This is a genomic window from Luteimonas sp. RC10 (assembly GCF_014192745.1).
Classification (GTDB): domain Bacteria; phylum Pseudomonadota; class Gammaproteobacteria; order Xanthomonadales; family Xanthomonadaceae; genus Luteimonas.
This window is the reverse complement of the sequence record NZ_JACHYJ010000011.1, coordinates 1-26,821: the sequence shown is the minus strand read 5'-3', so window position 1 is coordinate 26,821 and position 26,821 is coordinate 1. Positions and strand designations below refer to the sequence as shown.

Sequence of the window (26,821 nt, the reverse complement as noted above, 5' to 3'; positions counted from 1 at the left end):
CTGCGTCACCTCGTCGTCGCCCTGCTGCTGGCCGCCAACGTGATCACCGCGATCGGCGTGGTGCACGCGCGCCACGACTACCGCCAGCTGTATATCCAGCTGACTCGCCTGGAGCGCGCGCGCGACGAGCTCAACGTCGATTTCGGCCGCCTGCAGCTCGAGCAGGCCACCTGGGCAATGAGCAACCGCGTCGACCAGGTCGCGCGCGAGCGCTTGGGCATGCGCTTCCCCGAGACCGCCGAAATCGTGGTGGTGCGGCCATGAAGCTCGGCAAGTTCATCAAGGCCGGCGACGGCCACGCCAAGAAGCCGCGCAAGCGCGCGCAGTTCGACCTGCGCCTGCGGCTGATGCTGGTCGGCGGTGCGCTGGGCCTGGGCGCCGTCGCGCTGGTCGGCCGCGCGGTCGACCTGCAACTGATCGACAACGCCTTCTATCAGCAGAAGGCCGACGCGCGCTTCCGCCGCGAAATCCCGATCCCGGCCTCGCGCGGCATGATCACCGACCGCAACGGCGAACCGCTGGCGATCTCCTCGCCGGTCGAGTCGCTGTGGATCAATCCGCAGGAACTGAGCAAGCATCCCGACCGCCTGCCCGAGCTGGCCGAGGCCACCGGCCTGCCGCTCGAGGAACTGTCGCGTGCGGTCTCGCAGCGGGCCGACAAGGAGTTCATGTATGTGCCGCGCCATCGCCGGATCAGTCCGTCGACCGCCAAGCGCGTGCTCGACCTCGGCATTCCGGGCGTGTTCTCTCAGCGCGAGTACCGCCGCTTCTACCCGCAGGGCGAGGCGGTCTCGCACGTGCTCGGCTTCACCAACATCGACGACCGCGGCCAGGAAGGCATCGAACTGGCGTTCGACGATTGGCTGACCGGCACGCCCGGCGCGCAGAACGTGATCCGTGACCGGCACGGCCGCATCGTCGAGCACGTGAACCTGGTCCGCGCCGCCGAGCCGGGCAAGGACCTGGTGCTGAGCATCGACCGGCGCATCCAGTTCCTGGCCCATCGCGAGCTGCGGCGCGCGATCGAGGAAACCGGCGCCAGCGCCGGTTCGATCGTGATCCTCGAAGTGGCGACCGGCGAGGTGCTGGCGATGGCCAACCTGCCGACCTACAACAACAACCGCGTGACCGGCGAAAACCGCGACGCCCACCGCAACCGCGCGGTGACCGACCTGCTCGAGCCCGGCTCGACGATGAAGCCGATCACGATCGCCGCGGCCCTGGAAAAGGGCGTCATCACCCCGACCAGCACCTTCAACACCAGCCCGGGCTGGATTCCCAACGGGCGCTTCAAGACCAGCGACTTCCGCAACTACGGCGTGCTCGACACCACCGGCATCATCACCAAGAGCTCAAACGTGGGCTCGGCGATGGTCGTGCACAAGCTCGACAGCCAGTACTTCTACGATTTCGTGCGCAGCTTCGGCTACGGCCGCAGCACCGGCAGCGGCTTCCCCGGCGAGGCCGCCGGCCTGTTCCCGGACCCTTCGCGCTGGAGCGGCACCAGCAAGCAGGGCATGTCCTACGGCTATGGCCTGTCGGTGACGCCGATGCAGATCGCGCATGCCTACGCCACGCTGGGCAACCACGGCCGCGCGCTGCCGCCGACCTTCGTCAAGGGCGGCGCCGGCGAGCCGCGCCAGGTGCTGTCGGCGAAGGTCGCTGACGAAGTGGTGCGGATGATGCAGACGGTCACCGAGCCCGGCGGCACCGGTACGCGTGCGGCGATCCTGGGCTATCACGTCGCCGGCAAGTCGGGCACCGCGCGCAAGGCCAGCGGCGGCGGTTACGCCCGCCGCTATCTCGCGTTCTTCGCCGGCCTGGTGCCGGTGGCCGACCCGCGCTTTGCGATGGTCGTGGTCATCGACGATCCCGATACCTCCAAGGGCGGCTCGACCTACGGCGGCGGCTACGTGTCCGCGCCGGTGTTCAAGCGGGTCATGGACGGCGCATTGCGGCTGATGGACGTGCCGCCCGACGACATCGAGACCTGGCTGGCCGCGCAGGCCGCCAACGAGGCCAAGCTGGCGCGCGAGCACGGGCGCACGCCGCCGGCCGCCGCGCAGACGCCGACGGGGACGCCGCGATGAGCCGCGCGATGCCGTTGTCCGACCTGCTGCCCGACGTCGCCACCGTGCCGGCCGATACCGTCATCACCGGCCTGGTGCAGGACAGCCGTGCGCTGCGGCCGGGCGATGCCTTCGTCGCGATCGGCGGCTTCGGCACGCACGGTCTGCATTTCGCCGCCCAGGCCAAGGCCGCAGGCGCCAGCGCGGTGCTGTTCGAGCCGCCGGTCCCGGCCGAGATCGAGACGCTGCCGGCCGATGCGATCGCCGTGGCCGGCCTGCGCGACCGCATGGGCACGATGGCCGACACTTTCCACGGTCAGCCCTCGCGGGCGATGACGATGGTCGGCGTCACCGGCACCAGCGGCAAGACCTCCACGGTGCAGCTGCTGGCGCAGGCGCTGGAGGCATCGGGCACACGCGCCGGCACCATCGGCACGCTCGGCGCCGGCTTGCACGGCGCGGTCGCCCCGACCGGCTTCACCACGCCGCTGGTGCTGCAGACCCATGCGTTGCTGGCGCAGTTGCGCGATGACGGTGCGCAGGCAGTGGCAATGGAAGTCAGCTCGCACGCGCTCGACCAGGGCCGCGTCGATGCGGTGCATTTCGATGTCGCGGTGTTCACCAACCTCACCCGCGACCACCTCGACTACCACGGCGACATGGCCGGCTACGGCGAGGCCAAGGCCAAGCTGTTCGTGCGCCCCGGCCTCAAGGCCGCGGTGATCAATGTCGACGATCCGTTCGGTGCCACGCTGCCGGCTCGGCTCGATACTGCCGTGCGCGCGATCCGCGTCAGCGCCGCCGGCGCGGCCGATGCCGACATCGCCGCGGCCGATGTCGCGCTCGATGCTGATGGCATCGCGTTCTCGCTGCGCATCGGTGGCGAACGGCTGGTGGTGCGCTCGTCGCTGCTGGGCCGCTTCAACGTCGACAACCTGCTGGCCGTCGCCGGCGTGCTCGCCGCGCTCGGCCAGGCGCCGGCGCAGATCGTGCGCGCGCTCGGCGTGTTGCAGCCCATCGCCGGCCGCATGAACCGCTTCGGCGGTGGCGACACGCAGCCGCTGGTGGTCGTCGACTATTCGCACAAGCCCGATCCACTGCAGCAGGCGCTGCAGTCGCTGCGCGGTCATCTGCGCGGCCGACTGACCTGCGTGTTCGGCTGCGGCGGCGAACGCGACACCGGCAAGCGCGCGCAGATGGCGGCGATCGCCGAGGCCCATGCCGACCGGGTGATCGTCACCGACGACAATCCGCGCCGCGAGAATGGCGATGCCATCGTCGCCGACATCCTCGCCGGTTTCGAACGCGCCGACACGGTCCGCGTGCAGCGCGACCGCGGCCGCGCGATCGCGCAGGCGATCGCCGAGGCCGAGCCCGGCGACATCGTGCTGATCGCCGGCAAGGGCCACGAGCCCTATCAGGAGATCGACGGCGTGCAGCATCCCTTCGACGACCGGCAGGTCGCGCAGGCAGCGCTGGCCGCGCGCGGGACGGAGAGCGCACGATGACGCCGCTGTCGCTCGCCCGGATCGCCGCGCTGGTCAACGGCCGTCTGCAGGGCGCCGACGACGACGTGCAGATCGAGGCGGTCGTCACCGACACCCGCCGGCTCGACGCCGCGGACGCGCGCGCACGCTTGTTCGTCGCGCTGCGCGGCGAGAACTTCGATGGCCACGCGCACGTCGCGCGCGCTGCCGAGCTGGGCGTGCGCGCCGCGCTCGTCGCCCGTCCGCTCGACCTGGCGCTGCCGCAGATCGTCGTTGCCGACCCGCAGGTCGCGCTCGGCGCGCTGGCCACGGCGGTCCAGCGTGTGCGGGTCGCGCAGGTCGTCGCGATCACCGGCAGCAACGGCAAGACCAGCGTCAAGCAGCTGACGGTCGAGATCCTGCGCCGGCATGCCGCGACCTGCTTCAACCCCGGCAACCTCAACAACGAGATCGGCCTGCCGCTGTCGATCCTCGATGCGCCCGAGGATGCCGTGTTCGCCGTCTACGAAATGGGCGCCGGGCAGCCGGGCGACATCGCTTACCTGACCGCGATCGCGCGCCCGCGCATTGCCCTGGTCAACAACGTCGCGCCCGCGCACCTGGAGCGCATGGGCAGCCTGCTGGGCATCGCCGACACCAAAGCCGCGGTCTACGACGCGCTGCCCGCCGACGGCACTGCGGTGATCAATGCCGACGACGCGTTTGCGCCGTACTTCGCCGAGCGTGCCCACGGGCGTCGCCTGCTGCGCTTCGGCATCGAGGCCACCGCCGACGTGGTCGCCCGCGCCATTCGTCCCGGCGAGGCCGGCACCCGCTTCCAACTGATCACGCCCGCCGGCGAGGCACCGGTCGCGCTGCCGCTGGTCGGCCGCCACAATGTGCGCAATGCGCTCGCCGCGGCCGCGATCGCGCTGGCTGCCGGCGTGCCGCTGGCGACGATCGTCGAGGGGCTGGAAGCGGCGCAGGCGGTGTCCGGCCGGTTGGCGCGCCATCGTCTGTCCAGCGGTGCGGCCCTGATCGACGACAGCTACAACGCCAATCCCGGCTCGCTGCACGCCGCGATCGACACCCTGGCGAGCACGCCGGGCACGCGCTGGCTGGTGCTGGGCGACATGCGCGAACTCGGCGCCGACGGCGCCGCGATGCATGCCCAGGCCGGGCTGCGCGCCAAGGCCGCCGGCATCGCTGCGCTCTACGCACTCGGCCCGTTGGCCGCGCACGCGGCCGACGCCTTCGGCGACGGCGCGCAGCGCTTCGACACCCACGCTGTCCTGGCCCAGGCGCTGGTCCGCGACCTGGGCGCGGCCAGCGCGACACACGACACGCGGTCTTCCACGGACGACCGACCGGCCATCACGATCCTGGTCAAGGGATCGCGAGGCAGCGCGATGGACCGGACGGTCGCCGCGCTGCTCGACGCGCAAGGAACCCACGATGCTGCTTGAACTCGCCCGCTGGCTGCAGGGGTTCGAGGACTTCTTCGGTCTGTTCGAATACCTCACCTTCCGCGGCATCCTGGCGGCGCTGACCTCGCTGTCGCTGTCGTTGTGGCTGGGCCCGGCGGTGATCCGCAAGCTGGCGCAGTACAAGGGCGGCCAGCCGATCCGCCAGGACGGTCCGCAGACGCACTTCTCCAAGGCCGGCACGCCGACGATGGGCGGTGCGATGATCCTGATCACCGTGCTGGCGGCGGTGCTGCTGTGGGGCGACCTGCGCAACAAGTACGTCTGGCTGGTGATGGCGGTGATGGTCGCGTTCGGCGCGATCGGCTGGTACGACGACTGGATCAAGATCGTGCACCGCGATCCCAATGGGCTGAAGTCCCGTTGGAAGTACCTGCTGCAGTCGGTGTTCGGTCTCGCCGCCGGCCTGTATCTGTATCTGTACGCGGACGTGCCGGCGGCGACCACGTTCTATCTGCCGCTGTTCAAGTCGATCGCGCTGCCGCTGGCCGGTATCAGCTTCGTGGCGATCGCCTACTTCTGGATCGTCGGCTTCTCCAACGCAGTCAATCTGACCGACGGCCTCGATGGGCTGGCGATCATGCCCACGGTGCTGGTCGCCTGCGGCCTGGGCGTGTTCGCCTACGCCTCGGGCAACGCGGTGTTCTCCAACTATCTGCAGATCCCGCAGGTGCCCGGCGCCGGCGAACTGGTGATCATCTGCGCGGCGATCGCCGGCGCGGGCCTGGGCTTTCTGTGGTTCAACACCTATCCGGCGATGGTGTTCATGGGCGACATCGGCGCGCTCGCGCTCGGCGCGGTGCTCGGCACGATGGCCGTGATCGTGCGCCAGGAACTGGTGCTGGTGATCATGGGCGGCATCTTCGTCATCGAGACGCTGTCGGTGATGATCCAGGTGGCCAGCTTCAAGCTGACCGGCAAGCGCGTGTTCCGCATGGCGCCGATCCACCATCACTTCGAGCTCAAGGGCTGGCCCGAGCCGCGGGTGATCGTCCGCTTCTGGATCATCTCGGTGATCCTGGTCCTCGTCGGTCTCGCCACGTTGAAGGTGCGCTGATGGCCCGCGTCCACGACACCGCACTCCACGACAGCGTCGGCGCCCGCCAAGCGACCCGGCTCGACGAGATCCACGGTCGGTTCGACCCGTGGCTGGTCGGGATCATGGTCGCGATCGCGACCCTGGGCGTGATCATGGTCGCGTCGAGCTCGATCGCCGTCGGCGAGGACATGGGGGTGGGGCGTTACTACTTCCTCAGCCGCCACTTCATGTTCATTGGCTTAGGCCTGGGCCTGGCGTTCGCGGTGATGCGTACCGAGCTCAAGACCATCGAGAAGTACGATCGCTTCGTGCTGCTGATGTGCGCGGGCCTGCTGCTGCTGGTGTTCGTGCCGGGGCTGGGGCGTTCGGTCAACGGCGCGCACCGCTGGATCAACCTGGGCATTTCCAACTTCCAGGTGGTCGAGGCGGTCAAGGTCATCTACATCGTCTGGCTGGCCAGCTACCTGGTGCGGTTCCGCGACGAGGTCAATGCCACCTGGGGCGCGATGCTCAAGCCGATCGGCGTGGCCGTGGTGCTGGTCGGCCTGCTGCTGCTGCAGCCCGACTTCGGCTCGTCGATGCTGCTGCTGGGCGTGACCGCCGGCATGCTCGTGCTCGGCGGCGGCCACCTCAAGCGCATGATGCTGCCGGTGCTGCTGCTGCTGCCGGCGGTGGTCGCGGTCGCGGTCATGGAGCCTTACCGGCTGCGCCGCATCACCTCGTTCATGAACCCCTGGGAAGACCAGCTGGGTGCGGGCTACCAGCTCAGCAATGCGCTGATGGCGGTCGGTCGCGGCGAGTTCTCCGGCGTCGGCCTGGGCGCATCGGTGCAGAAGCTCTCCTATCTGCCCGAGGCGCATACCGACTTCATCTTCTCGGTGTTGGCCGAGGAGCTGGGCTTTTTGGGCGTGTGCCTGGTCGTCGGCCTGTTCGTCGCACTGGTCGGCCGCGCGCTGTGGGTGGGGCTGAAGTGCGTGGAGATGCGCCGTCACTTCGCCGGCTACTGCGCGTTCGGTGTCGCGTTGATGATCGGCCTGCAGAGCCTGGTTTCGATCGGCGTGAACCTCGGCCTGCTGCCGACCAAGGGCCTGACGCTGCCGCTGGTGTCCTCGGGCGGCTCGAGCGTGATGATGACCTGCGTCGCGTTCGGCCTGCTGCTGCGCGTGTCCTACGAACTCGACCGCGCCCAGCGCCAGGTCGCCCGGCTGCGCGGCGATGCCGCCGCGCCGGCGCCGGCGCCGGCCGGCCCGATGCCCCCCACCCATCAACCGCCGCTGCCCGTGCCGCCGGCGACCGCCAAGCGTGGCACCAGCCGCCTGCAGCAGCGCGTCGAGCCGAGCTTCGGCGGCAGGAGCCACGCATGATCCGTCGCCTGCACCAGACCCGCGGCCTGTCGAAGGAAGACTTCGCGAAGGTCTTCTCGCGCGTGCATTTCGTCGGCATCGGCGGCACCGGCATGAGCGGCATCGCCGAGGTGCTGGTCACGCTCGGCTACAAGGTCTCGGGTTCGGACACCGCTGACAGCGCGGCGACCCGCCGGCTCGCCCGTCTGGGCGCGACCGTGCACCGCGGCCACGCGGCAGCCAACGTGCTGGGCACCGACTGTATCGTCGTGTCCAGCGCGATCCGCGCCGACAACCCGGAGCTGATGGAGGCGCGCGCCCAGCGCATCCCGATCGTGCCGCGCGCCGAAATGCTCGCCGAGTTGATGCGCTTCCGCCGCGGCATCGCGGTCGCCGGCACCCATGGCAAGACCACCACGACTTCGCTGACCGCCAGCGTGCTCGCCGAGGGCGGCCTGGACCCGACCTTCGTCGTCGGCGGGCAGTTGCTCGCCGCCGGCGCCAATGCCCGGCTGGGCAGCGGCGACTGGCTGGTTGCCGAGGCCGACGAGAGCGACGGCAGCTTCCTGCGGCTCAACCCGCTGGTCGCGATCGTCACCAATATCGATGCCGACCACCTGGAGAACTACGGCGGCGATTTCGCCCGCGTCCAGGAGGCCTTCACCGAGTTTCTGCACCGGCTGCCGTTCTACGGACTGTCGGTGCTGTGCATCGACGATCCCGAAGTCGCCCGGCTCGCGCAGAGCGTGCCGCGGCACATGATGACCTACGGCCTGTCGGACGAGGCGGACGTGCGCGCCGAGAACATCCGCCAGGACGGCGCGGCGATGCAGTTCACGCTGTGCCTGCCTGAGAACGTGCGCGTCGAAGCCCGGCTGGCCTTGCCCGGCCGCCACAACGTGCTCAACGCACTGGCCGCCGCTGCGGTGGGCTGGCAGCTCGGCGTCGCGCCCGAGGCGATCGTCGCCGCACTGGGTCGCTTCGAGGGCATCGGCCGCCGCTTCAATCTGCTCGGCGAAGTGGTCACGCCGACCGGCGCCCGGGTGCAACTGGTCGACGACTATGGCCACCATCCGCGCGAACTGGCCGCGGTGTTTGCCGCCGCACGCGGTGGCTGGGGCGATCGCCGGCTGGTGGTCGCATTCCAGCCGCACCGCTACAGCCGCACCCGCGCGCTGTTCGACGATTTCGCCGGCGTGTTGTCGGATGTCGACGCGCTGGTGCTGACCGAGGTCTATCCGGCCGGCGAGGCGCCGATCGCCGGCGCCGACGCCAAGACACTGGCGCGTGCGATCCGTGCACGCGGCCGCATCGAGCCGGTGGTCGTCAACGCCGCGGACGACCTGATCGACGTGCTGCCCGACGTGCTGCGCGACGGCGACCTGTTGCTGATGATGGGCGCCGGCGACATCGGCGCGACCGTGCAGCGGCTGGCCCAGGGCGGCTTTGCGGAGGTGACCGCATGAGCGCGATCGTGCCCGCGCCGCGCATCACCGATCCGGCCGCGTTCGGCCGGGTCGCCGTGCTGCTCGGCGGTCCTGGTTCGGAGCGCGAGGTCTCGCTACAGTCCGGACAGGGCGTGCTCGACGCGCTGCGCTCGCGCGGTGTCGACGCGCACGCGGTCGATGGCGTGCCCGCGCTTGCCGAGGCGATCGTTGCCGGCCGCTTCGACCGCGTCTTCAACATCCTGCATGGCGGCGATGGCGAGAACGGCGTGGTGCAGGGCCTGCTCGACGCCTTCGGCGTGCCTTACACCGGCTCGCGCGTGCTCGGCTCGGCGCTGACCATGGACAAGATCCGCACCAAGCAGGTGTGGCTGAGCCTGGGCCTGCCGACGCCGCGCTATCGCCGCATCGCAGCCGGTGAGGACGTGCACGCCGCGGCGCGCGAGCTCGGTCTGCCGGTCATCGTCAAGCCGTCGAAGGAAGGCTCGAGCGTCGGCGTCAGCCGGGTCTTCGCCGATGCCGACCTCGATGCCGCGGTCGCCCTGGCTGCGCGCTACCCCGGCGAGCTGCTGATGGAGCAGATGATCGAGGGCGACGAGCTCACGGTCGGCATTCTCGATGCCGGCGAGGGCCCGCGCGCGCTGCCGTCGATCCGCATCGTGCCCAAGGGTGCGTGGTACGACTACGAGGCCAAGTACGTCTCCGACGACACCCGCTATCTGTGCCCGGGCCAGGACGGCGACGACGAGGTGCGGCTCGGCGCGCTGGCGGTGGAGGCGTTCGTCGCCGCCGGCTGCAGCGGCTGGGGCCGCGTCGACGTGATGCGCGATCGCGCCACCGGCGCGCTGCATCTGCTGGAAGTGAACACCGCACCGGGCATGACCAGCCATTCGCTGGTGCCCAAGGCCGCCGCGCAGCTGGGCCTGGACTATGCCGCGCTGTGCTGGTGCGTGCTCGAATCGACGCTGTTGCCGGAGGCGGCCGCGCGATGAACCAGGCGCTCGCCACCACGACGCGGATCCTGGCCTGGCTGCTGGCGCTGGCGCTGGTGGCGTTGCCCGTCGTCGCCGTGATGCAGGGCTGGATCGGCGCCGAGCGCTGGCCGCTGCGCGTGCTGCGGATCAACGACGGCCTCGAGCAGGTCGATGTCGCCCGCGTGCGCGAGACGGTGCTGCCGCACGCACAGCGCGGCTTCTTCGCGGTGGATCTGGCGCAGGCACGGCGCGATGTCGCGCGCCTGCCCTGGGTCGCCGGGGTCGAGGTGCGCAAGCACTGGCCCGATGTGCTGGAAGTACGTATCGGCGAGCATGTCCCGTTCGCACGCTGGGGCGAGGATCGGCTGCTGTCGACCCGCGGCCGGCTGTTCTCGGCCGAAGGCGTCGAGGTGCCGGGCGCGATGCCGCGCTTCGATGGTCCCGACGCGCGCGCCAACGAGGTCGTCGCGCTCTACAACGAGGCACGCGAGCTGTTCCGGCCTTCGGGCCAGCAGATCGAAGGCGTCGTGCTCGACGCGCGCGGCAGTTGGCTGATCCACCTGTCCAGCGGCACCGAGGTGCTGGTCGGCAGCCAGGACGCGGTGCCGCGTCTGGCGCGCTTCGCCCGGATGCTGCCGCGCTTGGTCGCCAACCGCGCCGAGCCGCTGGCACGCGCCGACCTGCGCTACACCAACGGCTTCGCCCTGGTCTGGGGGACGCCGAGCGCCGACTCCGGGGCCGCGGGCAACGCGCCGGCAGCCGCCTCCGGCGGATCTCCGGCATTGGCGCTACGCGCGGCAGGCATGCCCGCGCATCACGACTCACGACTCACGACTCACGGCCTCTCATGAACCGCAAAGGCGACAAGACCCTCATCGTCGGACTGGACATCGGCACCTCGAAAGTGGTGGCGCTGGTCGGCGAGTATTCGCCCGGCAACCCGATCGAGGTGATCGGGATCGGTAGCCACGAGTCGCGCGGGCTCAAGCGCGGCGTGGTCGTGGACATCGAGTCGACGGTGCAGTCGATCCAGCGCGCGGTCGAAGAAGCCGAGCTGATGGCCGGCTGCGAGATCCGCTCGGTCTACGCCTCGATCTCCGGCAACCACGTGCAGTGCCGCAACTCGCCGGGCATCGTGCCGATCCGCGACAACGAAGTGACCTGGTCGGATCTCGATCGCGTGCTCGACGCGGCCAAGGCCGTCGCGATTCCGGCCGACCAGAAGATTCTGCATGCGATCCCGCGCGAGTACGTGCTCGACGACTCGCAGGAAGGCATCCGCAATCCGGTCGGCATGACCGGCGTGCGCCTGGAGGTGCATGCGCACCTGGTAGTGTGCGCGCAGTCGGCCGCGGCCAACATCAGCAAGTGCGTGCAGCGCTGCGGCCTGCAGATCGACGACCTGATCCTGTCGTCGCTGGCGTCCAGCACCGCAGTGCTGACCTCCGATGAGCGCGAGCTGGGCGTGGTGCTGGTGGACATGGGTGCGGGCACCACCGACCTGGCGGTGTTCGTGCAGGGCGCGATCTGCCACACCGCATCGCTGCCGATCGCCGGCGACAAGGTCACCGAGGACATCGCGCACATGCTGCGCACGCCGACCCCGGAAGCCGAGCAGATCAAGGTCCGTTACGCCTGCGCGCTGGCGCAGCTGGCGACCAGCGAAGAATCGATCCAGGTACCCAGCGTCGGCGACCGGCCGCCGCGGCGGCTGCCGCGCCAGTCGCTGGCGCAAGCGGTGCAGGCGCGCTACGAGGAGATCTTCGAGATGGTGCAGGCCGAACTGCGCCGCTCGGGCTTCGAGCAGCATGTGCGCGCCGGCATGGTGCTCACCGGTGGCGCGGCGAAGATGGAAGGCGTCGTCGAACTGGCCGAGGAAATGCTGCAGATGCCGGTGCGCGTGGGGATTCCCCAGCACGTCACCGGCCTGGGTGAGGTCGTCGGCAATCCGGTGCACGCCAGCGGCGTGGGACTGCTGCTGATGGGCAGCCAGATCGAGCACCCCCGACGCCCGGTGATCTCCGCCGGGCGCGCGGGCGGGCTGCTGAAGAAACTCAAGACGTGGTTCAACGGCGAGTTCTGACGAACCCGTCACGCGCTGCGTCTTGCGCAATGGGCGTTTCAAAAAGCGACAAAGAAGGGCAGAGGGCAGGGCGGCGACGAAGACAGCGGTAAGCGGTAACCAGCACATTCGACAACAACATAAATACCGGATGGCGGTGTGAGACACGGGATTCGGCAGTTTCGAATCGCGCATCGCGCATCACCAATCACGGCTCCAAACCGAGGACAACGGACATGGCACATTTCGAATTGGTCGAGAAGATGGCTCCAAACGCGGTGATCAAGGTCATCGGCGTGGGCGGTGGCGGCGGCAACGCGGTCGCGCACATGGTCAACAACAGCGTCGATGGCGTGGAATTCATCACCGCCAATACCGACGCGCAGGCAATCAAGAATTGCGGCGCCAAGCTGCAGCTGCAGCTCGGCAGCAGCGTCACCAAGGGCCTGGGCGCAGGCGCCAACCCCGAAGTCGGTCGCCAGGCCGCACTCGAGGACCGCGAGATCATCATGGACGCGCTGCAGGGCGCCGACATGGTGTTCATCACCGCCGGCATGGGCGGCGGCACCGGTACCGGTGCGGCGCCGGTCGTGGCCCAGCTCGCCAAGGAAATGGGCATCCTGACGGTGGCCGTGGTCACCAAGCCGTTCCCGTTCGAGGGCCGCCGGCGCATGCAGGTCGCGCTCAAGGGCATCGAGGAGATGTCGGCGCACTGCGACTCGCTGATCACCATCCCCAATGAAAAACTGATCACCGTGCTCGGCCGCAACGCCACGATGATCCAGGCATTCCGGGCCGCCAACGACGTGCTGCTGGGCGCGGTGCAGGGCATCGCCGACCTGATCGTGCGTCCGGGCCTGATCAACGTCGACTTCGCCGACGTGCGCACCGTCATGGCCGAAATGGGCCTGGCGATGATGGGCACGGGCCTGGCCCGTGGCGACGATCGCGCGCAGGCCGCCGCCGAGGCCGCGATCCAGAACCCGCTGCTCGACGACGTCAACCTGGCCGGCGCCAACGGCATCCTGGTCAACATCACCGCCGGCGCCGACTTCACGATGGCCGAGTTCGACGAGGTCGGCCGCACGGTCGAGAACTTCGCCAGCGAGGACGCGACCATCGTCATCGGCACCGTCCTCGACCCGGACATGCAGGACGAAGTCCGCGTGACCGTGGTCGCCACCGGCCTCAACCGGGCGCCGGCACGTGGCACCGGGCACGACAGCGCCGGTCGCGGCAAGCCGCAGGTGCAGTTGATCAGCAACAACCAGCGTGGCGTCCGCGACGGCACCACCGGCCTGTTGATCGACGACGGCGACGCCGTGGCCCCGTACAGCCCGGGGCACAGCATCGCGGCCTCGCTGCGCGGCAACGGCGGTGCGGCGGCGTCGACCGCGTCGCGCTCGGCCGGGCAGGGCGCCGCACGCAGCGATACGGGCGATGCGCCGAAGGTCGCCGATTTCGGCAGCGACAGCAGCTACCTGGACATTCCGGCGTTCCTGCGTCGGCAGGCCGACTGAGCCGGCCGATGGCGTCGTCGACCGACACCGCGCAGGCCGGCCCGGCCTGTCGGGGTCGAGCCGACTGACGCCGGTTTCTGTGCCCGCATCGCACTTGCCCGGTGCGGCGGCGCGCAGTGTGTTGTCCTCGCAAGCATCGGCGCGCTGTTGTCCGCAGCGCGCCGTTTTGGCCCGCCGGGTACGCCCGGCGGGCCGGTTTGTTGTCCGTTGTTTCCGCCGGCGCATCGCGTCGGCCTGCATGCCGGATTCCGGTCCCGGATGCATCTTGACCGCCTCGAATCGCTTCGTTCAGGTTCAGCGGTCTCCGTGATAATCTGCCTTGGTTGCCTGCCGCGTCCGCGGCTGGCGCTTCTTTCCCCCGGACTTTCGATGCCCCGCCAACGCACCATCAAGAACGTGATCCGCGCAACGGGCGTCGGCCTGCACAGCGGCGAGAAAGTGTTCCTGACCCTGCGCCCGGCCGCCCCGGATACCGGCATCGTCTTCCGGCGTGTCGATCTCGACCCCGTGGTCGACATTCCCGCCCAGGGCGGGCTCGTCACCGAGACCACGCTGTGTACCGGCCTGAGCCTGGGCACGGCCCACGTGCAGACGGTCGAACACCTGATGTCCGCACTCGCCGGGCTCGGCGTGGACAATCTGTACGTCGAGCTGTCCGCGGCCGAGGTGCCGATCATGGACGGCTCGTCGGGGCCGTTCGTGTTCCTGCTGCAGTCGGCAGGCGTGGTCGAGCAGGCCGCGCCCAAGCGTTTCATCCGGATCCTGGCGCCGATCGAAGTGCGCGAGGGCGACAAGATCGCGCGATTCGAGCCTTATGACGGCTTCCGCCTGGATTTCACCATCGCCTTCGACCACCCGGCCATCCCGCTGGCGCAGTCGCGGGCCGAGGTGGAGTTCTCGACCGAGGCCTACATCCGCGAGGTCAGCCGCGCCCGCACCTTCGGGTTCATGCGCGACCTGGAGTACATGCGCGAGCGCAACCTGGGGCTGGGCGGTTCGATGGACAACGCCATCGTGCTCGACGAGTTCCGCGTGCTCAACGACGATGGCCTGCGCTATGCCAACGAGTTCGTGCGCCACAAGATCCTCGACGCGGTCGGCGACCTCTATCTGGCCGGCCATCCGATCCTGGGCCTGTTCAAGGGCTACAAGTCCGGGCATGCGCTGAACAACAAGCTCGTGCGCGCGCTGCTCGAGACCCGCTCGGCCTGGGAAATCGTCAGTTTTGCCGAGGACGATGCGGCCCCGGTGGCCTACGGCGCCCCGGTCGCTGCCTGAATCGCCCGGTCGCATGCTGCGACCCGATATCGACCGCCCGCTTCGGGCGATGGTCCGAGTACGTCCCAACGCGAGGACCGACCTGCAGCACCGTCGGCACGCGCGGATCGCGATTCCGATCGTCAGCGTTCAGGTCGGGCGCTTTGACTAACGAAATTTTAACCTTGGCTTTCTGAAAAGTTAGCTTCTGGTTAACGCCCCAGATGGCGATGCCCGGTAGCATGCCCCCTCTCCTTCACCTGGCCTTGATGCCGATGAAGGGGGCAGGCGGGACCCACAGACTTCACACCTCCTCATCCTTGCCGCCTTCCGGCGGTCGGAGCGAGGCCAGAACCGACCGCAGCGTGTCGCGTGCGACCGCCGACGGCGGGGTGGCCAGCGCACCGCGGACCTCCGGGGGTGCGGGTCGCAGGGGTTGGGTCGACGTCCTGACGACGATGTCGTCGACATCCAGTCCGATGGAGCGGGCAGCGTCGAGCAGCGTATCGGCCGACAGGCGCAGCCTGGCGTGCCAGATGGGCGAATCGACGAGGAACACCAGCCTGCGGCGATCGACATTGGCCAGCCGCGCATGCGGCGCCAGTGCCGGCGGCAGCAGGGGAACGAGGCGGCGATCCAACGCGTCGAGCCATATGGCCCGGCGGATCGGATCGGCCGACGTGCCATCCAGGGCCGCGTCCAGCGCGGCGGTCGGGGCTCCGATGCGGGATGGCTTGGATCTGGACCGGAAATCAGACATTGGCACCATGACCGTCAAAACCTTGTTGAATGATATGCGCGGCGTTGCCGCACAGGTGGCCCGCAGGGCCCGCATCCTGGCCCGTCGCCGGCCGGTCTCGATGGCGATCGTGGTCGCCGCGACCGGCATGTGCGCCGCCGGGGCGATGAACTCGGCCGAGATCGCCCGCCTGCACGGCGTGGCCGCTGCGCACGAGCGCAGCCTGGATGAGACCCGCCGCGAGGCACAGCGCGAGGTCAATGCGCTCGCCGCCCGACTCAGCGAACTGCAGGCCCAGGCCAACCGCCTCAACGCGCTTGGCGACCGGCTTGCCCGCGGCGCCGGCATGGAGGACGGCGAGTTCGACTTCGACCGGACCGTGGGCGTCGGCGGTCCCGAGCCGGCCCAGGACATGCCGGCCGGCAAGCTGCTCGGTGGCCTGGAGGCGCTCGAAGGCGACCTGAGCCATTCCGGCCAGCAGCTCTCGGTGCTCGAAGCCCTGTTGCTCGACCGCAAGCTCCAGCGCGACGCGCTGCCGTCGCGCTCGCCGGTGGGCCGCAGCTTCGTGACCTCGTCCTACGGCTACCGGGCCGACCCCTTCGGTCGCGGCGGCCAGTTCCACAAGGGCATCGACTTCGACGCGCGCACCGGCGATCCGGTGATGACCGTCGCCGATGGCGTGGTCAGCTACTCGGGCGTGCGCCGCGGCTACGGCAACGTCGTCGAGGTCGACCACGGCAACGGCTACGTCACCCGCTACGCCCACAACTCGCGCAACGTGGTGAAAGTCGGCGATCTGGTGCGCATCGGCGACGAGATCGCCAAGGCCGGCTCGACCGGCCGTTCGACTGGCGCTCATGTGCATTTCGAAGTCTGGGAGAACGGGCAGGTGCAGAACCCGCGCAAGTTCCTCGGCGCCATGGGCGTGAGCCGGCAGTAACCGGTTGGGGCCCGCCCCCACCCAACCCTCCCCCGCAGGCGGGGGAGGGCTAAAGCGCGGCACAGTCGCTCCGGGCCGGGCGCCTGCGAGGTTGCAGAACGCCTCACCTCCCCCACTTGCGGGGGAGGACTGATGCGCGGCGTAGCCGCCGGGCCGGGGCTCGCAAGGTCGCAGGACGGCCGCACCTCCCCCGCTTGCGGGGGAGGTCGACGCCGTAGGCGTCGGGTGGGGGCATGGGCTTGGGCGGTCAAGGCGGAAGGCTGCGACATCGCCCTGCGGCCGCCCCCACCCAACCCTCCCCCGCAGGCGGGGGAGGGCTAAAGCGCAGCACAGCCGCTCCGGCGCTCGCGAAGTCGCAAGACGCCGCACCTCCCCGCTTGCGGAGAAAGGCTGACGTGCGGCGCAGCCGCCGGGCCGGGGCTCGCAAGGTCGCAGGACGGCCGCACCTCCCCCGCGTGCGGGGGAGGTCGACGCCGTAGGCGTCGGGTGGGGGCATGAGCTTTGGCGGTCAAGGCGGAAGGCCGCGACATTGCCCTGCGGCCGCCCCCACCCAACCCTCCCCCGCAGGCGGGGGAGGGCTAAAGCGCGGGCACAGCCGCTCAGGCGCTCGTCGACGCGCAAGCCGGTGGCTTGCAAACGCGCCTCCTCGTTCCGGCCCTGCGCGGCACAGCCGCTCCGGCGCTCGTCGACGCGCAAGCCAGTGGCTTGCAAACGCGCCTCCTCGCCCCGAGCTACAATGCGCGTTGCCATCAAAGGGCGCCTGGCGCCCTTTTCTGTTTGCGGCTTCTGGGGAATCCGCCTCGGTCCCGCGCTCCGATTCCAGACTTCGGTACTCCAATGCTCAATCGCTTGCTCACCAGTGTCTTCGGCAGTCGCAACGACCGCTTCGTCAAACAGCTCGAGAAGATCGTCGTCAAGATCAACGCGCTTGAGCCGCAGATGGAGGCGCTGTCCGACGACGCCCTGCAGGCCAAGACCCCGGAGTTCAAGCAGCGCATCGCCAACGGCGAGACGCTCGACAAGCTGCTGCCTGAGGCCTTCGCGGTCTGTCGCGAGGCCAGCAAGCGCGTGCTGGGCATGCGTCCCTACGACGTCCAGCTGATCGGCGGCATGGTCCTGCACATGGGCAAGATCGCCGAGATGCGCACCGGCGAAGGCAAGACCCTGGTCGGCACGCTGCCGACCTACCTCAACGCACTCGAGGGCAAGGGCGTCCACGTCGTCACCGTCAACGACTACCTGGCCCGCCGCGACGCGGCGCAGATGGGCAAGCTCTACAACTGGTTGGGTCTGTCGGTCGGCGTCATCTGGCCGGGCATGCCGCACGGCGAGGCCAAGCGCGAGGCCTACCGCGCCGACATCACCTACGGCACCAACAACGAGTTCGGCTTCGATTACCTGCGCGACAACATGGCGCTGTCGAAGGCCGACCGCTACCAGCGCACGCTCAACTACGCGATCATCGACGAAGTCGACTCGATCCTGATCGACGAGGCGCGCACGCCGCTGATCATCTCCGGCCCGGCCGACGATTCCCCCGAGCTCTACATCAAGGTCAACCGGATCGTCCCGTCGCTGATCCGCCAGGAGGCCGAGGACGGCGAGGGCGATTTCTGGGTCGACGAGAAGGCCAAGCAGGTCCACCTCTCGGAGGAGGGCCAGGAGCACGCCGAAGCGCTGCTGCGCGGTGCTGGCATTCTCGGCGAAGACGAAAGCCTCTACGCGCCGCAGAACATCCACGTCGTGCACCACCTCAATGCGGGCCTGCGTGCGCACGCGATCTATCAGCGCGACGATCACTACATCGTCCGCGACGGCGAGGTCATCATCGTCGACGAATTCACCGGCCGTACGCTGCCGGGCCGTCGCTGGTCCGACGGCCTGCACCAGGCGGTCGAGGCGAAGGAAGGCGTGCCGGTCCAGCGCGAGAACCAGACGCTGGCCAGCATCACCTTCCAGAACCTGTTCCGCATGTACGGCAAGCTCTCGGGCATGACCGGCACGGCCGATACCGAGGCCTTCGAGTTCGAGAGCATCTACGGCCTGGAGGTCGTGGTGATCCCGACCCATCGGCCGATGATCCGCAAGGACGCGCCGGATGCGGTGTTCCTCAATCGCGCCGGCAAGTACCGCGCCGTGGCGCGCGAGATCCAGGCCGCGCACGAACGCGGCCAGCCGGTGCTGGTCGGCACGACCTCGATCGAGGTCTCCGAACTGCTCAGCGAGCACCTGCGCAAGGAAGGCATCGCGCACGAAGTGCTCAACGCCAAGCAGCACGAGCGCGAAGCGCAGATCGTCGCCCAGGCCGGTCGTCCGGGCGCGGTGACCATCGCCACCAACATGGCCGGCCGCGGCACCGACATCGTGCTCGGCGGCTCGCTCGAGACCGAGCTCGCGGTGCTCGAGGCCGAATCCGGCGTGCCGGTCGACGACGCCACCAAGGCACGCCTGCGCGCGGAGTGGCAGCAACGCCACGACGCGGTCGTGGCTGCCGGCGGCCTGCACATCATCGGCACCGAGCGCCACGAATCGCGGCGTATCGACAACCAGCTGCGCGGCCGCTCCGGTCGCCAGGGCGACCCGGGTTCCTCGCGCTTCTACCTGTCGCTCGAAGACAATCTGATGCGCATCTTCGCCGCCGACTGGGTGCAGAAGGTCATGGCGCGGATGGGCCTGCAGGAAGACGACATCATCGAAAGCCCGCTGGTGACCCGTCAGATCGCCAACGCGCAGCGCAAGGTCGAGGCCCACAACTTCGACATCCGCAAGAACCTGCTCGACTTCGACGACGTCAACAACGACCAGCGCAAGGTGATCTACGGCCAGCGCGACGAACTGCTCGACGCCGAGAGCGTCAAGGAGAACGTCGACGGCATCCGCGCCGACGTCGTTGCCGGCATCGTCGGCCGCTACGTGCCACCGCAGTCGATCGACGAGCAGTGGGACCTGCCGGGCCTGGAGGCCGAGATCGAGCGCGAGTTCGGCCTGCGCCTGGAGCTGGTGTCGCTGGCCAAGGCCCGCGACGAGCTCGACGCCGAGCAGATCGCCGAGCATGTGCAGCAGTCGGTCGATGCACTGTTCGCCGACAAGGAAGCGCAGCTGGGCGGCGAGACCATGCGCATGCTTGAGAAGCACATCATGCTCAACGTGCTCGACCAGGGCTGGAAGGAGCATCTGGCGCGCATGGACTACCTGCGCCAGGGCATCCACCTGCGCGGTTACGCGCAGAAGCAGCCCAAGCAGGAGTACAAGCGCGAAGCGTTCGAGCTGTTCTCCGAGATGCTCGACAAGGTCAAGCACGAGGTCGTGACGATGCTCGCGCGCGTGCGTGTGCGCAGCGAGGACGAGATCGCCGCGCTCGAGGCCGAGGAACGCCGCCAGGTCGAGGCCAAGCTCAACCAGGCCCAGTTCCAGCATGCCGATGCCGGCGGCTACGGCGCCGACGAGGAAGCCGAGGACGTGCGCGCCGCCCAGGCCGAGGCGGCCGGGCCGCAGGCCCAGATCGTCCGCGACGGCGCCAAGGTCGGCCGCAACGATCCCTGCCCCTGCGGCAGCGGCAAGAAGTACAAGCACTGCCACGGTCAGCTGAGCTGACCTGTCCGGCCCCGCCATCGCGCGGGGCCGGTGCCAGCGCCCGCCGGACGCGCACTCGGCAGATTGGCGCGTCGCGTCGCCGGGCCCTGGGCTCGGCTGCCGCGTGGGGCAGGGCAGGCGATCGCGGTGGATCCGTCGCAGATTTCGATGTGCCAGCGGTCCATGCCGGGCGTCGAGGCTGACATGCCCCGGCGAGACCAGCCGCCTCGACCGCTTGGCAAGCCGCCGTCGCCTGCCTAATCTCGACCCCCTGTCCGCCAAATCCAGAGGCATGAGCGAGCGCGTCGTCGAAGTCGTTGCTGGGGTGATCACCGACAAGCGCGGCCGCATCCTGCTGTCCCGGCGCACGCCGGGTCGCGACATGCCGGGCTTGTGGGAGTTTCCCGGCGGCAAATGCGAGCCGGGCGAGACCCCGGAAGCGGCGCTGGCGCGCGAACTTGACGAAGAGCTCGGCATCCAGGTCGTCGTCGGCGCGCCGCTGATGGTGGTGCCCCAGCGCTACCCCAGCAAACGCCTGCGGCTCGACGTCCGCCATGTCGCCCACTGGCACGGCAGCCCCAAGGGCCGCGAAGGCCAGGCCTTGACCTGGGTCGCGCCAGACAAGCTCGGTCGCTACTCGATGCCGCCCGCCGACCTGCCTGTCGTGGCCGCGCTGCAGGCCCCCGATCGCTACCTCGTCACCCCGCCGCCCGGCGACGACGATGCCGCCTGGCTACGCTGCCTCGACGACGCCTTGCGCAACGGCATCCGCCGGGTGCAACTGCGCCTGCCGGGCATCGATCCGGACCGGCAGGGCCGCCTGCTCACCGAGGCCGCCACACGCTGCCGCCGGCGCGGCGCCGGACTGCTGTTCAACGGCCCGCCGACGCTGGCCCAGGCTGCAGGCGTCGGCCTGCATCTCAAGGCCGCTGCGTTGCGCGACCACGCGACACGCCCGATCGTCCCCGACCTGCCGCTCGCCGCCTCCTGCCACGACGCCGACGACCTCGCCCACGCCGCCCGCCTGGGCTGCGACTTCGTCGTGCTGGGCCCCGTCTCGGAGACTGCCACTCACCCCGGCCAGTCCGGCATCGGCTGGCCGGCCTTCGCCAGCCTGCGCGAACACAGCGCCCTGCCGATCTACGCCATCGGCGGCATGACCCCCGCCGATATCCAAACCGCCCGACGCCACGGCGCACAAGGCATCGCCGCCATCCGCAGCCTCTGGCCCGGGATCGCCTGAGAAGCGGCCCCATCCCAACCTTCCACCCGTGAAGGGCGCAATGCCCCGTAGAACGGGGGAAGGAGCAAAGCAGTGTCTCCGCGCGCGGGGTTGGCCGTGCGCTGTGTGCTGGAGTCGCCTCCCCTGCTTGCGGGGGAGGCCGGCGCCCTGGCGCCGGGTGGGGGCGGGGCTTGCCGCGGAAAGCGCCCCCATCCCAGCCTTCCACCCGTGAAGGGCGCAATGCCCCGTAGAACGGGGGAAGGAGCAAAGCAGTGTCTCCGCGCGCGGGGTTGGCCGCGCGCTGTGTGCTGGAGTCGCCTCCCCCGCCTGCGGGGGAGGCCGGTGCCGACGGCGCCGGGTGGGGCGGGGATTGTCGCGGGAAAGGCGCCCCCATCCCAACCTTCCCCCGCGTGCGGGGGAAGGAGCAAAGCAGTGTCCGCGTGTGCGGGGTTTGCCTGCGCGCCGCGTGTCGGGTCGCCTCCCCCGCGTGCGGGGGAGGCCGGCGCCTTTGGCGCCGGGTGGGGGCGGGGCTTGTCGCGGGAAAGCGGCCCCCATCCCAACCTTCCCCCGCACGCGGGGGAAGGAGTAGAGCAGTATCCGCGCGCGGGATTTGGCCGCACGCTGCGTGCTGGATTCGCCTCCCCCGCGTGCGGGGGAGGTCGGTGCCGAAGGCACCGGGTGGGGGCAGAGGGTTGCGGTGGCCCTGCAGCGTGCAGCGCCACCAGGCGTCGTCGATCAGCCCGCCGCCAATCCCCCGGCGCGCGCCGCAGCGAGGGCGCGGTAGCGGGTGTCGAGCTCGCCGATGCGGGCGTCCAGGTCGGCCAGGCTGCCGTCGTTGACGATGACGTCGTCGGCGATCGCCAGGCGCGCCTCGCGGGTCGCCTGGGCGGCGATCATCTCCTGGGCCAGCGTTTCGTCGATGCCGTCGCGGCGGAGCAGGCGGGCCAATTGGACCGCCACCGGCACGTCGATCACCAGCACGCGATCGAGCCACGGGTAGTGGGCGCGTCCACCTTCGGCGAGCAGTGGGATCGCTGCGATCACATACGGACCGGTGGCCGCCTCGCAAGCGGTCTGCAGGGCGAGCCGGATGCGCGGATGGAGGATCGCCTCTAGGCGCTTACGGGCGTCGGGGTCGGCGAAGATCCGTCGCCGCATCGCAGGGCGATCCAGGCTGCCGTCGGCGGCCAGGGCGTCGGGGCCGAAGGCCGCGACGACCTCTGCTAGGCCTTCGCTGCCGCGTGCGACCGCCGCATGCGCGGCGAGGTCGGCGTCGGCGACGACGATGCCGCGCGCCTCGAACGCCGCCGTGGCCGCGGACTTGCCCGAGGCGATGCCGCCGGTGAGACCGATGACCAACGCGCCCATCGTGGCGGTGCGCTACTGCAGCCCGGACACGCGCAGGTAGAACGCGGTCAGGTCGTGACCCCACATGAAGGTCACCCAGCCGGCGACCGCCAGGTACGGCCCGAACGGGATCGGCGTGGCCCGGTCACGCCCGCGCACCGCGAGAATGATCGAGCCGACGATTGCGCCGGTCACCGCCGACAGCAGGATGATCGGCAGCAGCCCAGCCAGCCCGCACCAGGCGCCGAGCGCAGCCAAGAGCTTGAAGTCGCCGTGGCCCATGCCCTCCTTGCCGGTCGCCTGCTTGAACAGCCACCACACTGACCACAGGCTGGCGTAGCCGACCACCGCGCCCAGCAGCGCGGGCTTGGCCGGCATGTACAGGTTGTCGAGGCTGGCGATGAGCCCCAGCCACATCAATGGCAGGGTCAGCGAATCGGGGAGCAACTGGGTGCGCGCATCGATGCCCGACAGCGCGATCAGGAATCCGGTCAGCACCAGCGCGCCGAAGCCCTGCCAGCCAAAGCCGAACCGCCACACGCAGGCCGCGAACAGCAGCATCGTCAGCAGCTCGATCGCCGGGTACTGCACCGAGATCGGCGCCTTGCAGCTGCGGCAGCGCCCGCGCAGCGCCAGCCAGCTGACCACCGGGATGTTCTCGTACCACGACAGCTGGTGCCCGCAATGCGGGCAATGCGAACGCTCGACGACGATGCCTGGTGGCGGTGGATCGTAGAGGTCGGGTTCGCCGAGGATCTCGCGGCTGTCGCGCTTCCACTGCCATTCCAGGCGCCTGGGCAGACGCAGGATCACCACGTTGAGGAAGCTGCCCACCAGCAGGCCGAGGCCGGCGGCGAGGGGATAGCCCAGGGCCGGGTTGTGATCGAGAAAAGCCATGCGTCAGCCGGTCGCCGCCATCGCGAGTTTGAAGATCGGCAGGTACATCGCAATCACGATCGCGCCGACCAGGGTGCCGATGATGACCATCACGAACGGCTCGATCAGGCTCGAGATCGCATCGACGGCATTGTTGACCTCTTCTTCGTAGAACTCGGCCACCTTGAACAGCATCGTGTCCAGGGCACCCGCCTCCTCGCCGATCGCGGTCATCTGCACCACCATGTGCGGAAACAGGGCCGTCTGCCGCATCGCCATGTTGAGCTGGTAGCCCACGGCCACGTCGTCGCGCATGCGCAGCACCGCGTGCTCGTAGACCGAGCTGCCGGTCGCGCCGGCCACCGAGTCCAGCGCCTCCACCAGCGGCACGCCGGCCTTGAAGGTCACGCCCAGCGTGCGCGCGAAGCGCGCGATCGACGAGTTGTGCAGCACGCGGCCGACGACCGGCAGGCGCAGCAGCGTGCGGTCCACGCCGTGTTGCAGTGCCGGAGAGCGCTTGAACGCGAACATGAAGCCGAAGGCGGATGCGAACACCACGATCGCGATCAGCCACCACCACTTCACCATCATCGCCGAGATGCCGAACACCAGCTCGGTGAACGCCGGCAGGTCGGTGCCGAAGCTCTCGAAGGTCTCGCGGAAGGTCGGCACGACGAACACCATCAGGATCGCGCAGACCAGGATCGCCACGCCGATGATCGCGACTGGGTAGAACAGCGCCTTCTTGATCTTGCCCTTGATTGACTCGATGCTCTCCTTGTACGAGGCGATCGTGTCGAGCACAGTTTCCAGCGCACCGGCCGATTCGCCCGCGCGCACCAGGTTGCGGTAGAGCTCGTCGAACTGCACCGGATACTTGCTCAGCGCCTCGAAGATCGACGCGCCGCCCTCGATGTCGACGCGGATGCCGTCAACCATCTGCTTCATGCGCGGGTTCTTCTGGCCGTTGCCGATGATCTCCAGCGCCTGCACCACCGGCACGCCGGACTTCATCATCGTCGCGGTCTGGCGGCTGAAGATCGCGATGTCGCGCGCCGAGATCGCCTTGCCGGCGCCGCCGAACAGCGGCTGGCGCTTGGGCTGCACCAGCGTCGGCTGGATGCCCTGGCGGCGCAGTTCGGCGCGCAACAGATTGGCGCTCTTGGACTGCTGCTCGCCCTTCATCTTGATGCCGCGCTTGTCCGTGCCCTCCCAGGCGAACAGGCGCAGCGTCACCCCGGCTTGCGCCGGCGTCGCGTTCGAAGCGCGGACAGTCTTGCGGGCCGCGGTACGTGAGGTCGACATGGAACGTTCCCCAGGGGTCGGCGTGTCCCTCGCCGGACGGATGGCCGCATGGTAGCGAAAACCGGCCCCTGGCGCTCGACGTCAAGGGGGCCGCGGACGGGTCAGTCCTTGGTGACGCGGTTGATCTCGGCCAGGCTGGTCAGGCCCTGGCGGGCTTTCTCCAGGGCCGACTGGCGCAGGTCCTTCACCCCGGCACGCTGCGCGGCTTCTGCGATCTGCATCGCATTGCCACCTTGCAGCACGATGGTCTGGATCTGTTCGCTCATCGGCATCACCTGGTACACGCCCACGCGCCCGCGATAGCCATTGGTGCACTCGTCGCAGCCGACCGGCTCGTAGATCTCGATGCCGGCGCGGACCTGCTCTTCGGTGAAGCCCTCGGCGAGCAGGGCATGATCGGGCAGCGCGACGCGCTGCTTGCAGCGCGGGCACAGCCGGCGCGCCAGGCGCTGGGCGATCACCAGCGTCACCGAGCTGACGATGTTGTACGGCGCGATGCCCATGTTCATCAGGCGCGCGATCGTCTGCGGCGCGTCGTTGGTGTGCAGCGTCGAGAGCACCATGTGACCGGTCTGCGCGGCCTTGATGCCGATCTCCGCCGTTTCCAGGTCGCGGATCTCGCCGACCATGATCACGTCCGGGTCCTGACGCAGGAACGCGCGCAGCGCCGCGGCGAACGTCATGCCCCGGCGCTCGTTCTGCTGCACCTGGTTCACGCCCGGCAGGCGGATCTCGACCGGGTCCTCGACCGTGGAGATGTTGCGGGTCTCGTCGTTGAGGATGCCGAGCGCCGTGTACAGCGACACCGTCTTGCCCGAGCCCGTGGGGCCGGTGACCAGCACCATGCCGTAGGGCTTGTGGATCGCATCCAGGAACAGCGTCTGCTGGTCCGGCTCGTAGCCCAGCTTGTCGATGCCCAGCTTCGCGGCGCTGGCATCGAGAATACGCAGCACCACCTTTTCGCCGAACAGCGTCGGCAGCGTGCTGACGCGGAAGTCGATCTGCCGCGTCTTGGACAGATTCAACTTGATGCGCCCGTCCTGCGGTGCGCGCTTCTCGGCGATGTCGAGCTGCGCCATCACCTTCAGACGCGCGGCGATGCGCTGGTTGAGCTTGACCGGGACCTTGGCCGCGAGCTTGAGCATGCCGTCCACGCGCAGCCGCACGCGGTAGTCGGTCTCGTAAGGCTCGAAATGGATGTCCGAGGCGCCGCGTTTGATCGCATCGACCAGCACCTTGTTGACGAACCGCACGATCGGCGCATCGTCCTTGCCGTCGACGACGTTCTCGATCCGGCCGCCGTCCTCGTCGCCGCCCACGTCCAGGCTCTCGAGGCCCTCGGCATCGTCGAGCGCACCGGCCAGCGAATCGGAGCTCGACAGCCACTGTTCCAGCGTGCGGCGGATGCTGTCCTCGTCGACCAGGATCGGCTCGACCGTGAGGTTGGTCTGGAACTTGATGTCGTCCAGCGCCAGGGTATTGGTCGGATCGGCGGTCCCCACGAACAGGCGCGGACCGCGCTGGAACAGCGGCAGCACCGCATGCTTGTTGAGCAGTTCCTCGCTGACCAGCTTGACCGCGCTCGCCTGCGGCGCCATCGCCGCCGGGTCGAACAGCGGCATGCCGAACTCCACCGACAAGGCCGCTGCCATCTGCGCCGCGCTGACCAACTTGTGCTCGCGCAGGTAGCCTGCGACATTGCGTCGCGCCGCCGTCGCCTTGTCCAGTGCCTCACGCGCGGCCGCTTCGTCCAGCGCACCGTCCATGACCAGGCGGCGGGCGATGCCAGTGATGCCGACGAGATTGGGGCCGGGTTGGACGCTCATCTGATTGCTCTGCGGTGGACCGCGGGCACTCTACTGCAACCGGCGTCGCGGCGGCGCATCGTGCCCGCCAAGCTGCACGATCGAGCGCGCCCTGGGGCGCCCGCTTTGCTTGCCTGCTCGCAACACCGAGAACCGGGGTCAGAGTGCAATTTCGCCTCGCGAAATTGCACTCTGACCCTGAGGTATCCCCACGTTTCTAGCTCAACAGCATCTGTTGCAGCACGTGCCCAGGCAGTACATGTAGGCGGGCCAGCCATTGGCTGATGGGTTCCATCGGCCAGCGTCTGAGCAAGGCCTCCCGCCCAAGACGTAGGGTCGAGTAGAGCCTGCGGCT

The 26,821-nt window shown here is 69.4% G+C and carries 20 protein-coding genes and 1 pseudogene; 15 read left to right on the top strand and 6 right to left on the bottom strand.

The annotated features are described in order from the left end of the window. From ftsL to lpxC, 12 genes are all read left to right on the top strand, one after another. Complete coding sequence (gene ftsL / locus FHW73_RS16720) at positions 1–264, top strand: cell division protein FtsL (protein WP_183427949.1); 264 nt, start codon at positions 1–3, stop codon at positions 262–264. Further along, positions 261–2,090, top strand: coding sequence for a penicillin-binding protein 2 (locus tag FHW73_RS16715; protein ID WP_183427902.1), 1,830 nt, complete (start codon positions 261–263; stop codon positions 2,088–2,090). The genes ftsL and FHW73_RS16715 overlap by 4 nt, the downstream gene beginning before the upstream one ends. After that, the gene (locus tag FHW73_RS16710; protein WP_183427901.1) at positions 2,087–3,577 is read left to right on the top strand and encodes a UDP-N-acetylmuramoyl-L-alanyl-D-glutamate--2,6-diaminopimelate ligase; all 1,491 of its coding nucleotides are present in this window, start codon (positions 2,087–2,089) and stop codon (positions 3,575–3,577) included. Before FHW73_RS16715 ends, FHW73_RS16710 begins: the two co-directional genes overlap by 4 nt. Then, complete coding sequence (gene murF, locus FHW73_RS16705) at positions 3,574–5,001, top strand: UDP-N-acetylmuramoyl-tripeptide--D-alanyl-D-alanine ligase (RefSeq protein ID WP_183427900.1); 1,428 nt, start codon at positions 3,574–3,576, stop codon at positions 4,999–5,001. The genes FHW73_RS16710 and murF overlap by 4 nt, the downstream gene beginning before the upstream one ends. After that, entirely contained in the window at positions 4,991–6,076 is a 1,086-nt protein-coding gene (mraY, locus tag FHW73_RS16700) for a phospho-N-acetylmuramoyl-pentapeptide-transferase (RefSeq protein ID WP_183427899.1), read from the top strand. The genes murF and mraY overlap by 11 nt, the downstream gene beginning before the upstream one ends. Further along, a complete protein-coding gene (gene ftsW / locus FHW73_RS16695) occupies positions 6,076–7,422 on the top strand; it encodes a putative lipid II flippase FtsW (RefSeq protein WP_183427898.1) in 1,347 nt (448 codons plus the stop codon). Before mraY ends, ftsW begins: the two co-directional genes overlap by 1 nt. Further along, positions 7,419–8,867: a UDP-N-acetylmuramate--L-alanine ligase gene (gene murC, locus FHW73_RS16690; protein ID WP_183427897.1), complete on the top strand. Its 1,449-nt coding sequence runs from the start codon at positions 7,419–7,421 to the stop codon at positions 8,865–8,867. Before ftsW ends, murC begins: the two co-directional genes overlap by 4 nt. After that, positions 8,864–9,838, top strand: a complete 975-nt coding sequence (locus FHW73_RS16685; RefSeq protein WP_183427896.1) for a D-alanine--D-alanine ligase — start codon at positions 8,864–8,866, stop codon at positions 9,836–9,838. Before murC ends, FHW73_RS16685 begins: the two co-directional genes overlap by 4 nt. Further along, the gene (locus FHW73_RS16680; protein ID WP_183427895.1) at positions 9,835–10,671 is read left to right on the top strand and encodes a cell division protein FtsQ/DivIB; all 837 of its coding nucleotides are present in this window, start codon (positions 9,835–9,837) and stop codon (positions 10,669–10,671) included. Before FHW73_RS16685 ends, FHW73_RS16680 begins: the two co-directional genes overlap by 4 nt. Further along, the gene (ftsA, locus tag FHW73_RS16675) at positions 10,668–11,903 is read left to right on the top strand and encodes a cell division protein FtsA (protein ID WP_183427894.1); all 1,236 of its coding nucleotides are present in this window, start codon (positions 10,668–10,670) and stop codon (positions 11,901–11,903) included. The genes FHW73_RS16680 and ftsA overlap by 4 nt, the downstream gene beginning before the upstream one ends. Positions 11,904–12,118: 215 nt before the next feature. Further along, a complete protein-coding gene (gene ftsZ, locus FHW73_RS16670; RefSeq protein ID WP_183427893.1) occupies positions 12,119–13,402 on the top strand; it encodes a cell division protein FtsZ in 1,284 nt (427 codons plus the stop codon). Positions 13,403–13,771: 369 nt separating this feature from the next. Next, positions 13,772–14,680 (top strand): UDP-3-O-acyl-N-acetylglucosamine deacetylase, encoded by a 909-nt coding sequence (gene lpxC, locus FHW73_RS16665; protein WP_183427892.1) that lies wholly within the window; start codon positions 13,772–13,774, stop codon positions 14,678–14,680. A 283-nt stretch (positions 14,681–14,963) separates the two neighbouring features. On the opposite strand, the gene FHW73_RS16660 is transcribed toward lpxC, so the two are convergent. Then, the gene (locus tag FHW73_RS16660; RefSeq protein ID WP_183427891.1) at positions 14,964–15,419 is read right to left on the bottom strand and encodes a DUF721 domain-containing protein; all 456 of its coding nucleotides are present in this window, start codon (positions 15,417–15,419) and stop codon (positions 14,964–14,966) included. A 127-nt stretch (positions 15,420–15,546) separates the two neighbouring features. Here FHW73_RS16660 and FHW73_RS16655 point away from each other — a divergent pair, with 127 nt between their 5' ends. From FHW73_RS16655 to FHW73_RS16645, 3 genes are all read left to right on the top strand, one after another. After that, positions 15,547–16,338 carry a M23 family metallopeptidase gene (locus tag FHW73_RS16655; protein ID WP_345776208.1) on the top strand — a complete coding sequence of 264 codons (792 nt, stop codon included), beginning with the start codon at positions 15,547–15,549 and terminating at the stop codon, positions 16,336–16,338. Positions 16,339–17,175: 837 nt separating this feature from the next. Beyond that, positions 17,176–19,932, top strand: a complete 2,757-nt coding sequence (secA, locus tag FHW73_RS16650) for a preprotein translocase subunit SecA (RefSeq protein ID WP_183427889.1) — start codon at positions 17,176–17,178, stop codon at positions 19,930–19,932. Positions 19,933–20,203: 271 nt separating this feature from the next. Further along, the gene (locus FHW73_RS16645) at positions 20,204–21,154 is read left to right on the top strand and encodes a Nudix family hydrolase (RefSeq protein WP_183427888.1); all 951 of its coding nucleotides are present in this window, start codon (positions 20,204–20,206) and stop codon (positions 21,152–21,154) included. A gap of 714 nt (positions 21,155–21,868) precedes the next feature. On the opposite strand, the gene coaE is transcribed toward FHW73_RS16645, so the two are convergent. From coaE to FHW73_RS16620, 5 genes and pseudogenes are all read right to left on the bottom strand, one after another. Then, on the bottom strand, positions 21,869–22,501 hold the full coding sequence (gene coaE / locus FHW73_RS16640; RefSeq protein WP_183427887.1) for a dephospho-CoA kinase: 633 nt from the start codon (positions 22,499–22,501) through the stop codon (positions 21,869–21,871). Positions 22,502–22,513: 12 nt separating this feature from the next. Continuing rightward, entirely contained in the window at positions 22,514–23,377 is an 864-nt protein-coding gene (locus tag FHW73_RS16635) for an A24 family peptidase (RefSeq protein WP_183427886.1), read from the bottom strand. A gap of 3 nt (positions 23,378–23,380) precedes the next feature. Beyond that, entirely contained in the window at positions 23,381–24,541 is a 1,161-nt protein-coding gene (locus FHW73_RS16630; protein WP_345776207.1) for a type II secretion system F family protein, read from the bottom strand. A 221-nt stretch (positions 24,542–24,762) separates the two neighbouring features. Further along, the gene (gene pilB, locus FHW73_RS16625) at positions 24,763–26,487 is read right to left on the bottom strand and encodes a type IV-A pilus assembly ATPase PilB (protein ID WP_183427884.1); all 1,725 of its coding nucleotides are present in this window, start codon (positions 26,485–26,487) and stop codon (positions 24,763–24,765) included. Between the two features lie 196 nt (positions 26,488–26,683). Then, positions 26,684–26,821 (bottom strand): annotated as a pseudogene (locus FHW73_RS16620) (IS4 family transposase); the annotation flags it as partial.

Bases quoted from the DNA above. Each gene is read 5' to 3' on its own strand.
- FHW73_RS16645 (WP_183427888.1), top strand. From the start codon at position 20,204: ATGAGCGAGCGCGTCGTCGAAGTCGTTGCTGGGGTGATCACCGACAAG.
- FHW73_RS16680 (WP_183427895.1), top strand. From the start codon at position 9,835: ATGAACCAGGCGCTCGCCACCACGACGCGGATCCTGGCCTGGCTGCTG.
- FHW73_RS16655 (WP_345776208.1), top strand. From the start codon at position 15,547: ATGTGCGCCGCCGGGGCGATGAACTCGGCCGAGATCGCCCGCCTGCAC.
- FHW73_RS16685 (WP_183427896.1), top strand. From the start codon at position 8,864: ATGAGCGCGATCGTGCCCGCGCCGCGCATCACCGATCCGGCCGCGTTC.
- ftsZ (WP_183427893.1), top strand. From the start codon at position 12,119: ATGGCACATTTCGAATTGGTCGAGAAGATGGCTCCAAACGCGGTGATC.
- ftsW (WP_183427898.1), top strand. From the start codon at position 6,076: ATGGCCCGCGTCCACGACACCGCACTCCACGACAGCGTCGGCGCCCGC.
- ftsA (WP_183427894.1), top strand. From the start codon at position 10,668: ATGAACCGCAAAGGCGACAAGACCCTCATCGTCGGACTGGACATCGGC.
- FHW73_RS16715 (WP_183427902.1), top strand. From the start codon at position 261: ATGAAGCTCGGCAAGTTCATCAAGGCCGGCGACGGCCACGCCAAGAAG.
- FHW73_RS16635 (WP_183427886.1), bottom strand. From the start codon at position 23,377: ATGGCTTTTCTCGATCACAACCCGGCCCTGGGCTATCCCCTCGCCGCC.
- FHW73_RS16710 (WP_183427901.1), top strand. From the start codon at position 2,087: ATGAGCCGCGCGATGCCGTTGTCCGACCTGCTGCCCGACGTCGCCACC.
- FHW73_RS16660 (WP_183427891.1), bottom strand. From the start codon at position 15,419: ATGTCTGATTTCCGGTCCAGATCCAAGCCATCCCGCATCGGAGCCCCG.
- FHW73_RS16630 (WP_345776207.1), bottom strand. From the start codon at position 24,541: ATGAAGGGCGAGCAGCAGTCCAAGAGCGCCAATCTGTTGCGCGCCGAA.
- pilB (WP_183427884.1), bottom strand. From the start codon at position 26,487: ATGAGCGTCCAACCCGGCCCCAATCTCGTCGGCATCACTGGCATCGCC.
- murF (WP_183427900.1), top strand. From the start codon at position 3,574: ATGACGCCGCTGTCGCTCGCCCGGATCGCCGCGCTGGTCAACGGCCGT.
- mraY (WP_183427899.1), top strand. From the start codon at position 4,991: ATGCTGCTTGAACTCGCCCGCTGGCTGCAGGGGTTCGAGGACTTCTTC.
- lpxC (WP_183427892.1), top strand. From the start codon at position 13,772: ATGCCCCGCCAACGCACCATCAAGAACGTGATCCGCGCAACGGGCGTC.
- coaE (WP_183427887.1), bottom strand. From the start codon at position 22,501: ATGGGCGCGTTGGTCATCGGTCTCACCGGCGGCATCGCCTCGGGCAAG.
- murC (WP_183427897.1), top strand. From the start codon at position 7,419: ATGATCCGTCGCCTGCACCAGACCCGCGGCCTGTCGAAGGAAGACTTC.
- secA (WP_183427889.1), top strand. From the start codon at position 17,176: ATGCTCAATCGCTTGCTCACCAGTGTCTTCGGCAGTCGCAACGACCGC.